Raw genomic sequence first — 11,081 nt, 5'->3', positions numbered from 1 at the left:
CCCATGTGAGAGTAGGTCATCGTCAAGATTAAATTCCGAAACCCCTATCTGCATCTGCAGGTAGGGGTTTTGTCTTTCTGGCTGTGGGAGCCGGCCTTGCCGGCGATGCAGGCACCGCCTGATTAGCTGGAAACACCCGCTACCATGATTGCCCTTTCCCCAACCTAAGACCATTCCTGCCCCAGCTTCAGACCCGCCTGACTGTCTTATCTAACCGAGTGTCCGCTTAACTGGCGTCCCTCCCATAACGATAAGAAGGCCAAAGCCCATGTCTGCAAACGCTGCCCCGATCAGTCCCGCCCGTGTCGCAGTCATCCAGTTCGATCCGCAGGTCGGCCTTGAGCATTGCGACAACAATCTTTGCCATGGGTTGGAGCTCGCCGAACAAGCGGTTCGTGAGGGCGCCAATCTGATAGTCCTGCCTGAGCTGGCCAACAGCGGCTACAGCTTCAATACCCGCGCTGAAGCCTGGGCTCATGCCGAAGCACTGGCGGACGGTCCTAGCCTGAGAATCTGGGCGGCGTTTGCCCGTGAACACCATGTCTACCTGGTTGCAGGGTTTGCCGAGCGCGACGGCCTGAAACTGTATGACAGTGCGGTACTGTTCGGCCCAGAAGGTTTGCTGGGGCACTACCGCAAAGCCCATCTGTGGAACCAGGAGAAGCTCTGGTTCAGCCCGGGGAACCTCGGCTTCCCGGTGTTCGAGACGCCCATCGGCCGTATCGGCCTGTTGATCTGCTGGGACATCTGGTTCCCGGAAGTGCCACGTCTGCTGGCCATGACCGCCGCTCACGTCAACAATGTGCATATCGCCGCCGCCAACCGGATCGGCAGTGAGCGTGGTGGGCGGTTTCTGGGCTGCTCGTTGATTGCCGGCACCAACGGCTGGCCCCTCGGTGAGATCGCCGGGCCGGAAGACCAATGCATCCTCTACGCCGATCTCGACCTCAGTGGTGCTCGCAGCGCACCGATCTGGAACAGCCTCAACGATCTGCCCCGCGACCGACGGACCGACCTCTACGGTTCGATGCTCGGTTATGACCTGCACCCAGCCTTGCCGCGCTAAGGAGGGGGAATGGACAACTCAATCGAAACCTCCCGTTCCACCTTCTGGCCTTTGCTGTTGTTGTGCCTGACGGTGTCGTTGGTCACCACGGTGCTGCTTGAAGTCATCAGCGGCCGCGCCGACGCTTGGATTGGCCTGTGGCCAGATGATGAGCAACCTCAACCAGCCCCTGGCGCGTTTGCGCTGGGTCATCGGTGATATCAGCGAAGCGGCCTTTTACAAGCATGAGCTGCCAGCGCTGGGGTTGCTCGCAGGTGCTGCCCTGGCCCATTGGGCCAACCGCAACGGCAAGCGCTGGCAAGGCTTCGCCATTTGCTACGGTACGGGCTTGTGGCCGTGGCTGGTGACCAGTTCGCTGCTGGGGTTGTGGTTCAGTCATGCGCTGTGGGGCTGGACCTTGAACAGTGGCACCTGGCAACCGACCTTCGTCGCGTTCGTTTCGTTGCCGGCGGCTATGGTGCTGGTATTTGGTGCAGGCTGGAAGGTCGCTTTCAGCGGTGCGCTGCTGGGCGCTTTGCTGGTCACGCCGGCCAGCCTGCTGCTGGTCAACTACCTGTGCTACCCCTTGAAGCTGCCAGTGGTCGTCGGCAATGTCGGCGGCATGGCGGTTGCCAGTGTGCTGGCGTTCATCTTGATCCGCCGATTTCCGCTGCTGGTGAGGTCAACCGCGTCGGAACACACCCCTCAAGCGGTCGGCCAGATCCAAGCCGATTACGGCATCACCTGGACATTGCGCCGGGTGCTGGCCGACTTCAGTGAAGCGCCGTTCTTCGGCAATGAGCTGGCGAGCCTGGGTTTGTTGTTGGGCCTGTTGCTGGCGTACATCCTGTCTCCCACGGGCCCGGCCTACGGCTCGCAACTTGTCGTGCAGATGGTGGCGGGGCAGGTGCTGGCCTCGTTCATCGGTGTGCTGATCTGGCGTAGGCAATGGATGCGCCTGGGCTGGTATCCAACCTATATCCCGATCGTCTCCGTCGTCCCGGCTGCCGTGCTCACCTTCGGCGGTAGCTGGCAGGTGGTCGGGCTCAGTGCGGTGTTGGGAGCACTGCTGGCCCCGCCTTTGGCGGCCGCTATCAGCCAGCGCCTGCCAAGCCATATGCATGGCTTCATCGGCAATGTGCTGTCCATGGCTGTTTCTACCCTGGCAATCCTCCCCTTCATCAGCCTGGTTACAGGAGGTGACGCATGACCCTGCCCAAACTTGCCATAGGAACCCTGGGCGGCACCCTCAGCATGCTCCAGTCAGCAGTAGGCGAAGGTGTCACTCCTGGTCTGGACAGCACGCAGATGCTCGCCGAGGCACCTCAGCTTGCAAGCCTTGCGCACATCTCGGCGAAAACCCTGCAGATGCTGCCCAGTGCATCGTTGTCCTTCATTCAGTTGATCGATGTCCTGTACTGGGCCAAAGTCCAGGTGGAAGAGGGCGCACAGGGGGTGGTGCTGACCCAGGGCACCGATACCCTCGAGGAAGTGGCGTACTTTCTCGAACTGCTCTGGCCCTTTGATGCGCCATTGATCCTGACCGGCGCCATGCGTGCGGCCAGTGAGCCCGGCGCCGATGGCCCGGCCAATCTGCTGGCAGCGGCGCAGGTGGCGCTGGCTGCGCAGAGTCGCGGCCGCGGTGTACTGGTGGTGATCAATGATCAGATCCACGCCGCTGCCCATGTGCGTAAAACCGAGAGCCTGGCCATGGCAGCCTTCAGCTCAGCGCACTTCGGCTGCGAGGGTTTGGTTGTGGAGGGGCACGCGTGCTACCTGAAGCCTGTGAGGCCTCGCCAGCCCCTGCCGGAGCCTTGGCGTCTCGATCAACGTGTAGCGCTGCTGGAGGCCAGCCTGGCTGCTGACACCCTGCTGCTCGAGCAAATGACCGGGTTGGGCTATGAAGGCCTGGTCGTCGCTGGGTTTGGCGCCGGGCATGTATCCGAAGGGTGGGCAAAGAGTGTGGGATACATCCTCACTAGAATGCCTGTGATTATCGCCTCGCGAACCGGCTCCGGCCCTACGGCGCGGCATACCTATGGCTTTGACGGCGGCGAAATGGACCTGCAACGCAAGGGCGCCCAGATGGCGGGGTTCCTGTGCCCGCGCAAGTGCCGGGTATTGCTGTGGGTGCTGATTGGCTGCGGGATGGATGACGAGCTGGAGCACTGGCTGGCCGAGTATCGTCAGCTGCGATGAAGGGGGATCACGTGGGGCCGCGTGTCGGCACCCACGTGTCCTCGGGCGGGCGCTTAGACGAAGTGCTGAGGCACTACGCCGCGCGGCAGGCGGCTGCTGCCGGGCAGGGCAGTCAGGCGTGCACGCCAGTTGGCCTTGAAGCAGAACGCGCTGGGGCTGGCCTTGGCCATGCGCTGTTTGCGCAGCTCTGCCAGGGACGGGGTGGATTTCTTGGCCGGCGCAGACGACTCCGTCTTGACCAGGGACCGCTGACACGACTTGCAGGAAACCTGGTCAGGGGTGGAGGTGCTGGTGAGGTTATTACCGGCGCGACCGCAAGCGACTGCGTCGCCGCTGGTTGAGTAGTGCATTACCAAGCTGTACATCTCCAAACATAGGAACAAAAGCCCCCTATTTTCGCACAGGTTGGCGGCGGATGCGGCGCCATCGTCAACGCCGTGCCGCAGGCTTAAGTCAGAAGGTTGGAGAACAGCGTGGTTTATAGCGGCGAAATAGTACCGAGTGCGCCAATCGCAATGGCCAGCGCCAGAAAACCCACGACGAAGATTGCAAGCTTACCCATTGAGCGCTCCAGATGAAGGTTTTGCGGTGCAGCGCCAGGCCGCACTCGCGAAATGCGCCCGGTAGAGCGGGGCGCAGGACTATTTTCGCTCTGGCGCTGTTACCGAAACAGATTCAGATGGCGCGGCAAAATACGGATCAGATCAACTGTCACGCCGCTACTTAATGCCGCCAGGCTCCTTCAGGCACTTCAACCTCACGTTCGGCTTGCGCCAGGGCCCGCTTCAAGCTCTCTACACCAAAGGGGATGCAATAAGCCGGCTTGGCCCGCTCGAACCGCCAGCTGTCGTCCAGGCCACCGGCATCGACGGTGTCGTAACCCAGGTCGTCGAGCAGCGTGCTCACAACGGTCTTCGCTTCACCATCATCGCCGGCAATAGGCAGGGCACGCCGATCTGTTGCGCCACTGATACGTGCGTCTTTCTCCAGGTCCTGGGCGAGGATCGCATTGAACACCTTCACCACCCGCGAACCCGGCAAATGCTCGGCAAGCAGGCGACTGGTGGTGGTCTGGAAGCTGTCCAGCGCGGGAAAATGACCATCGCGGTCCGGGTAGTAGTTGTTGGCGTCCATGACGATCTTGCCCTCCAGCCACTGCGCGGGCACGCTGCGGTAGTGCGCGAAGGGGATCGCCAGCAGGACCCGCTCAGCAAACTGTGCAGCCTCTTCTGCGCTACCCACTTCACAGCCGGCAATGCCGCTGCGCACGCTGCTCATGGTCTGCGGCCCGCGTGAGTTGCTGAGCATCACCTCATGCCCGGCGGCCAGCGCAAGCTGCGCTACTGCCCGACCGATAAAACCTGCCCCGATAATGCCGATACGCATGTCCTTGCTCCGTTGCGTGATAGGAGCGTTTATGATGATTGGCAACCAGATGAAGATAAATTGCCGATCTGGATTGGGTGTCGTTACCAGGAGTGTTGAATGATGGATCGCCTGAGCAGCATGGGTGCCTTTGTAATGGCGGCCGAAGCAGGTTCCTACGCCAGCGCCGCGGAGCGTCTGGGCATGTCGCCACAAATGGTTGCCAAGCATGTAGCTGCCCTGGAGCATCGCCTGGGCGCGCGCCTGCTTAATCGCACCACGCGGCGGCAGAGCCTGACCGAGCTTGGCAACGCCTACTACGAGCGCTGCAAACACATCCTCAGCGAGGCGCAGGCAGCCGACTCCCTGGCGCAGATCATGAACGACACGCCGCGGGGCAAACTCAAGGTCAGTGCGCCCGTCACCTTCGGCTCCTACAGCCTGATGCCGCTGGTGACTGACTTTCTGCGCCAGTACCCCGAGGTTGAGATCGACCTGCACCTGACCGACCGCTTCGTCGACCTGGTGGAGGAGGGCTTCGAAGTGGCATTTCGCATCGGCCCCCTGGGCACCTCCAGCCTGACCGCCAGGCCGCTTGCGCCTTACCGTCTGGTGGCCTGCGCTGCGCCGCGTTATCTGGCCGCCCACGGCACCCCACGAACACCGGCCGATCTCGAACAGCACGAGTGCCTGGGTTACGCCTACTGGTCGCGCCCGGCCGACCGCGAGTGGCAGTTCGTCCAGGGCGACACATTGCACAAGGTGCAGGTCGCCAACCGCTTGCAGGTCAACGAGAGCAGGGCGCTGATGTCAGCGGCGCTGGATGGCTTCGGGATTGTGCTGGGGCCGGAAGACTTTCTGCGCCCGGCGCTGCAAAGCGGCGAGCTGGTGCGGGTGCTGGCGGACTACCAGCCGCCGAGCCGGCAGATGCATTTGCTCTATACCGCCAACCGGCAGAGAACCGCCAAGCTGCGACGGTTCATCGATGCGGTGCTGGCGCGCTTTGCGACCAGTGTGGAAACCGACCATGCCGCTCATTAGCCCCTGACTCAAAGCCGCAGCCAGCGCGCCGCCACCTGCCGCCAGTTGCGTACCCCAGCCAAGGCCACGAGATGTTGTTCGATGCGCATACCCGCTCGTTTGGCGCGTTAGGTGGGGTACCGCGTCGTGGCATCTACGACAACATGAAGACCGCTGTCGACAAGGTCAACAAGGGCAAAGGCCGGACGGTCAATGCTCGGTTTGCGCATTTTCATGCCGATGCATTTGTGTAACTGAAGCCGGGGGGCGAGCGATCGAAAATGCCTGGCACAGGCCGCAATGCTGTTCACTCCAGCGGAGCAGCCTTGCGATCCACCGGAAACCGGGTCTTTGATCGCTTCACCGTCCTCGGCCTTGAGGGTCTTGGACGGTGATCCTTACATATCCCTCCGACGGGCCAACAACACGGCCCACACGGCCTGATAAAGGACGGATACAAAAAGTAACCTTAGGAAAACTAATTTAAATCAATCTATTAGGTGTTTTCTGGAATTCAGATACAAAAAATTTCAAAACTCACGTGTACAGGTGTGAAATGCCAAGGGTAATTTCACCCTCAAGCTGTGCGGTCAACTGCAATGGAATGCAGCCTGTAGCAACCCGGATCTTCATGCCTCCACCGGGTTTGCACCTACTACAATAGAGGGAGCTAATCGTGAACTGCATTTTCTGTGCAATCGCCAAGAAAGAATCACCGGCTGCCGTTGTCTACGAAGACGAGCAGTGCCTGGCCTTTCTCTCCATCCAGCCGATTACTCCTGGCCATGTCCTGGTCATTCCCAAGGCCCACGCAAGCGGCCTGGGTGATATCCCTCCTCAAACCTGTGGCCACATGATGCGTGTGGGTCAACGGGTGGCGGCCGCCCTGCGTGAAAGCGGCTTGAGCCTCAATGAACACCCCTGCGAAGGTATCAACCTGCTGCTGTGCGATGGCGCTGTGGCCGGGCAGACCGTGGGCCACGCCCACCTGCATGTACTGGCCCGCTTTGTCGGTGACGGTTTCAACCTGGGTCATGCGGACCTTCCACTCGCTATGCCCCAAGTGCTGGGCGAGCGCGCAGAGCAGATCCGTCGAGCCTTGACCTCGCTGCCACCGGTTTAACTGAAAGTCGCTTTAGTTTAAAGGCACGCCCGCGATAAGAGGGGTGCGTGCCTTGCTGTGCGCAATAAGCAAATCATCAACTTGTAGGCATCTACGCAAGGAGGCGAAGCTATGTATTGTACTGTGGAAACTTAGGTCGTGCGCTGGGCTGAGTTGAATACTACAGATCACAATAAGAAGGGAATTCTCATGCCGTCACTCGCAAGTAATAAGGCTGCCTTGCCTTCGGCAAATATGCAGTTGGTAAAGGATGATTCAGCCGGTTCGGCAATCTACAGTTTCTATGATTCAGTACTTCAAGACTTGTGCCAATCTGACAAGGTCAACGTCAGGCAGGTGGTTACGCCAGCGCAGTTTCTCGAACTGTCTCGTGCCCGCAGCCGGTTGTACGGGCAGCGAAAGACTTACTACAAGACGTTGTTCGGTAACGCGGTCGACGACACCGTATGCCTGGATGAATACGACCCGCGTTCCTACGTGTTTGCCTTTTATTATGATGGTGAAATTATCGGCACCCAGCGTATTACGCCTTTCCCTCACGAGTCGGGCGAGTTCATCAGCCATGAACAACTGGTGCGGTTCTCCGGGCCCAATTACGAGAATGAGTGCGTCGAACTCTCGCGACTTATTGTCGACAAGCATTCCCCGGTCAAGAACGTGGTCAACGGATTGGCGATGACCGGCGCCTCGCTGGTCGCCCTGGAAGGCGGCTACAAAACCTTCATCACCTACGTAAAACCGCGGCTGGCGCCGAAGTTCGACAGCTTCGTCTTTGATCAGGACGGTATCTTCTTCCAGATCAAAGCCCGCGGTGATCACTTCTACGCCCTGTACAAAGGTGATCTGATGCCGTCGGTCACGCCCTTCTTCGGCCTGCAAAGCTGCCCTGCAGACCTGAAGAACATTGATGACTTGATTCGCTACACCTTGGCCGCCCGTACCGCGAGGCAGTCACTGGCGGGATGAGCATCCAAAAACAACGACAAGATTGAGGTTGATCCAAGATGGAAGCCAGGAACAAAGAAGTGGTCATCGAGTTTTACGAGCGCATGTTTGGCCTGCGGGAACTGGCGGTCGCCGATACGTTGATTGCCGAGGATTATGTACAACACAACAATGTATTTATTCCACCGCGCCGCGAAGGCTTCAAGACCTACTTTACGCAGTTCTTCAAAACATTCCCCGAGTCGGGTACCAGCATTGAACGGGTATGCGCCGAAGGCGATTATGTCTTCCTGTATGCCAAACACTGGGCCAAGCACAGGTTCTTTACGGTGCATTACAAGGTGATCGATATCTATCGTGTGGAAAACGGTGTGCTGATGGAACACTGGGACACTATCGAAGGCCTGGGGTTCTTCTCCAAGTTCATCTACATCATAAAGTCCTTACTGCGCCTGTAAGTCCGTGTTCGCTTGATAGTATAAAAAGTGTCATGAATGATTTATCAACCCGCCAAGGAAGAGAGTGAAATGACTGAAGTGACCGCGTTTCGCAAAGAGCTGAAAGCCATCTGTGATGCCGAATGGGAAAAGATCAAGGCCGGCCGCTTTTTCCAGATGATGAAACGCCCCGAGTTGCAGCGTGACCTCTACATCAAGTCGATTGTCCAGGTGTATCACTACACCAAGAACAACGCGATCAACCAGGCGGTGGCATGCTGGAACCAGGACCATAAAAAGGTCGGCCTGCTGCGTTTTGCGATGAAGCATGCGCTGGAAGAACTGGGCCATGAAAACATGGCGTACAACGACCTGATCGCCATTGGCGTCGACAAGTCCGAGTTCGATAAGCCGATGTTGCCGGCCACAGAGGCGTTCTACGGCTACCTGGATTTCGTCTCTGTGTGCCGCGGCATCATTCCACGGCTGGGCTACAGCTTCTGGGCCGAGGACTGCTACGAGCACCTCGAGCCATTGATGGATGTCTGCAAGAACCATCTCAAGCTGACCGACCAACAACTTACCTTCTTTGTCGCCCACGCGATCATCGACGAGAAACACTCCGAGCAAGTCAACGCAGCCATCGACCGCTGGGTCGTGACCGACGAAGAAAAAGAGTCGGTCAAGCAAGTCGCACGCACCACGGTTTACTTGATGGGCAAGATCCTCGAGTCGGTCGCCGACGAGTTCTGAGGCTTGGCAACGGGCGTCCTTGCGCACCCCGCTGCGCGAGGACTTTTTACATGGCGTGCACAACAAAAAAAGACGATCGGCTGGTCATGGCGCTTGTCCAACCGCCTGGCTGCCACGGTCAATTCACTAGGAGGTGACATGAGTAGCAATAGCGACATGATTACCTGGGGCATGATGCTGCGCAAAATCCCCTTGATCGCCCGGGCCATTCCTCGGCTCGTCAGGGGAATCAAAGCGTCCAAGCTCAAGGTCGATCAGCCCTGCGGCCTGGGGTGGGCCTTCGAACAGGCGGTTGCGCGCAACCCTCAAGGACCGGCGTTGCTCTACAAGGACAATCGTTTCAGTTATGAACAGGTCAACCAGTGGGCCAACCGTTTCGCCCACTACCTGCTTGCCCGTGGCCTGAAAAAAGGCGATGTGGTCGGCATATTTATTGAAAATCGCCCGGAATTGCTGGTCAGCGTGCTGGCGGTCAGCAAGATCGGCGGTATCTGCGCCATGCTCAACACCTCGCAGACCAACAACGTCCTGATCCACAGCTTGAGCCTGGTCAATCCCTCGGCGATTATCGTCGGCGAAGAGTTGGTGCCATCCTTTGACGCGGTGCGTAACGAGGTTGCCATCGATGAGCTGAGCACGTTCTTCCTGGCTGACACCGACACCACTCGCGATGCGGGCGTCGCGCCCGAGGGTTACATCAACCTGACCCGCGTCAGCGAAGCGCACTCCGCTGTCAATCCGGCGACCACCCAGCAGGTCTACCTGGACGACGCCTGCTTCTACATTTACACCTCCGGCACCACCGGTTTGCCCAAGGCCGGGGTGTTCAAGCACGGGCGCTGGATGAAAGTCTACGGTAGCTTCGGCATGATCGCCCTGGATATGCGCCCCGATGACATCGTCTATTGCACCTTGCCGCTCTATCACGGCACCGGGCTGTGCGTGAGCTGGGGCTCGGCATTGGCCGGCGCCTCGGGTTTCGCCATCCGCCGCAAATTCAGCGCCAGTCAGTTCTGGAATGACACACGCAAATTCAAGGCCACCACCATTTGCTATGTCGGTGAATTGTGTCGCTACCTGATCGACCAGCCTCCCGCCGGCAACGATGGCGACAACCCGGTGGTGAAAATGATTGGCAACGGCCTGCGCCCGGGCGTGTGGATCGACTTCAAGAGACGCTTCAACATCGAACGGGTCTGCGAGTTTTATGCCGCCAGTGACGGCAACATTGGCTTTACCAACATCCTCAACTTCGAAAATACCATCGGCTTTGCCATCAACGCCTGGTCGCTGGTGGAGTACGAACACGACACCGGCGAGCCGCGGCGCAGCGCGAACGGTTTCATGCAGAAAGTCGGCAAGGGTGGCCAAGGCTTGTTGCTGGCCAAGATCGACGACGACGCCCCGTTCGACGGTTACACCGATCCGGAGAAGAGCAAAAAGGTGGTACTGTACGACGTTTTCGAAAAGGGCGATCGTTACTTCAACAGCGGCGACCTGATTCGCGATATAGGCTTTGGCCACGCCCAATTCGTCGACCGCCTGGGGGACACCTTCCGCTGGAAAGGTGAAAACGTCTCCACCACCGAAGTCGAAAACATCATGGTGCAACACCCCCACATCGCCGAAGCCGTGGCCTACGGTGTGGAAATCAAGAACACCAACGGTCGCGCCGGGATGGCGGCCATCACCCCATCGGCCCCGCTGGAGCAACTGGATTTTTGCGACCTGCTGCGCTTCGTCAAAAGCCAGATGCCTCACTACGCGGTGCCGATGTTCCTGCGCATCAGGACCTGCATGGAAACCACCGGCACGTTCAAATACCAGAAAACCAAGCTAAGGACCGAAGCCTTCGACCCCAGCCAAACCGGTGAAGACCCGGTCTACGCTTGGCTACCGGGCACCGAAACCTACGTGCGCGTGACTGAGCAGGTGCTGCAGGACATTCATGGCGGCAAGTTCCGCTACTGAAGGGCAACTGCGCGAGCGTCAAACCACAAGGCCGAACAAATGCGTAATGCTGCTCACTCAAGCGGAGCAGCCTTACGCTTCCTGGTATCCCCGTCATAGCGCTCCGCGCCCCAGAGCTGAGCGAGTGACGTACCGGCCTTATGCTGAAAAGCCACCCAAGCTTTCATGGCTTAGGTGGCTTTTTTTAGTTTGAGCACTAATTTGGTGCGTTTAGTCTCAGATT

General features: G+C 59.0%; 11 protein-coding genes and 2 pseudogenes. 11 read left to right on the top strand and 2 right to left on the bottom strand.

Features of this window, described 5'->3' with window-relative positions:
- Positions 1–268: 268 nt before the first annotated feature.
- The 4 genes and pseudogenes from NLX68_RS26130 (at position 269) to NLX68_RS26115 (ending at position 3,244) form a co-directional block, all read left to right on the top strand.
- Complete coding sequence (locus tag NLX68_RS26130; RefSeq protein ID WP_254286402.1) at positions 269–1,066, top strand: nitrilase family protein; 798 nt, start codon at positions 269–271, stop codon at positions 1,064–1,066.
- Positions 1,067–1,075: 9 nt separating this feature from the next.
- Positions 1,076–1,264, top strand: a complete 189-nt coding sequence (locus tag NLX68_RS26125) for a hypothetical protein (protein ID WP_254286401.1) — start codon at positions 1,076–1,078, stop codon at positions 1,262–1,264.
- A pseudogene (locus NLX68_RS26120) lies at positions 1,209–2,255 on the top strand (hypothetical protein); the annotation flags it as partial. The gene NLX68_RS26125 and the pseudogene NLX68_RS26120, both read left to right, overlap by 56 nt.
- A complete protein-coding gene (locus tag NLX68_RS26115; protein WP_254286399.1) occupies positions 2,252–3,244 on the top strand; it encodes an asparaginase in 993 nt (330 codons plus the stop codon). The pseudogene NLX68_RS26120 and the gene NLX68_RS26115, both read left to right, overlap by 4 nt.
- A gap of 53 nt (positions 3,245–3,297) precedes the next feature.
- Here the strand turns inward: NLX68_RS26115 and NLX68_RS26110 are convergent, their stop codons facing one another.
- Both NLX68_RS26110 and NLX68_RS26105 read right to left on the bottom strand, forming a co-directional pair.
- The gene (locus NLX68_RS26110; protein ID WP_254286398.1) at positions 3,298–3,594 is read right to left on the bottom strand and encodes a hypothetical protein; all 297 of its coding nucleotides are present in this window, start codon (positions 3,592–3,594) and stop codon (positions 3,298–3,300) included.
- Positions 3,595–3,967: 373 nt separating this feature from the next.
- Entirely contained in the window at positions 3,968–4,630 is a 663-nt protein-coding gene (locus tag NLX68_RS26105; protein WP_254286397.1) for an NADPH-dependent F420 reductase, read from the bottom strand.
- A gap of 99 nt (positions 4,631–4,729) precedes the next feature.
- Here NLX68_RS26105 and NLX68_RS26100 point away from each other — a divergent pair, with 99 nt between their 5' ends.
- The 7 genes and pseudogenes from NLX68_RS26100 (at position 4,730) to NLX68_RS26070 (ending at position 10,858) form a co-directional block, all read left to right on the top strand.
- On the top strand, positions 4,730–5,650 hold the full coding sequence (locus NLX68_RS26100) for a LysR family transcriptional regulator (protein ID WP_254286396.1): 921 nt from the start codon (positions 4,730–4,732) through the stop codon (positions 5,648–5,650).
- 44 nt (positions 5,651–5,694) lie between these two features.
- Positions 5,695–5,853, top strand: a pseudogene (locus NLX68_RS26095) (IS21 family transposase); the annotation flags it as partial.
- A 452-nt stretch (positions 5,854–6,305) separates the two neighbouring features.
- Complete coding sequence (locus NLX68_RS26090) at positions 6,306–6,752, top strand: HIT family protein (protein WP_254286395.1); 447 nt, start codon at positions 6,306–6,308, stop codon at positions 6,750–6,752.
- 189 nt (positions 6,753–6,941) lie between these two features.
- Complete coding sequence (locus tag NLX68_RS26085; RefSeq protein WP_254286394.1) at positions 6,942–7,718, top strand: hypothetical protein; 777 nt, start codon at positions 6,942–6,944, stop codon at positions 7,716–7,718.
- A 59-nt stretch (positions 7,719–7,777) separates the two neighbouring features.
- A complete protein-coding gene (locus NLX68_RS26080; RefSeq protein WP_254286393.1) occupies positions 7,778–8,155 on the top strand; it encodes an ester cyclase in 378 nt (125 codons plus the stop codon).
- A 36-nt stretch (positions 8,156–8,191) separates the two neighbouring features.
- A complete protein-coding gene (locus tag NLX68_RS26075) occupies positions 8,192–8,887 on the top strand; it encodes an iron-containing redox enzyme family protein (protein WP_200874286.1) in 696 nt (231 codons plus the stop codon).
- A gap of 138 nt (positions 8,888–9,025) precedes the next feature.
- Positions 9,026–10,858, top strand: coding sequence for a long-chain-acyl-CoA synthetase (locus tag NLX68_RS26070; RefSeq protein WP_254286392.1), 1,833 nt, complete (start codon positions 9,026–9,028; stop codon positions 10,856–10,858).
- Positions 10,859–11,081 lie beyond the last annotated feature (223 nt).

Source organism: Pseudomonas sp. SBB6, from assembly GCF_024213215.1.
In the GTDB taxonomy this organism is placed as follows: Bacteria; Pseudomonadota; Gammaproteobacteria; order Pseudomonadales; family Pseudomonadaceae; genus Aquipseudomonas; species Aquipseudomonas donghuensis.
Note: the sequence above shows the minus strand (reverse complement) of the source record. Positions and strands in the feature narration are given on the sequence as shown.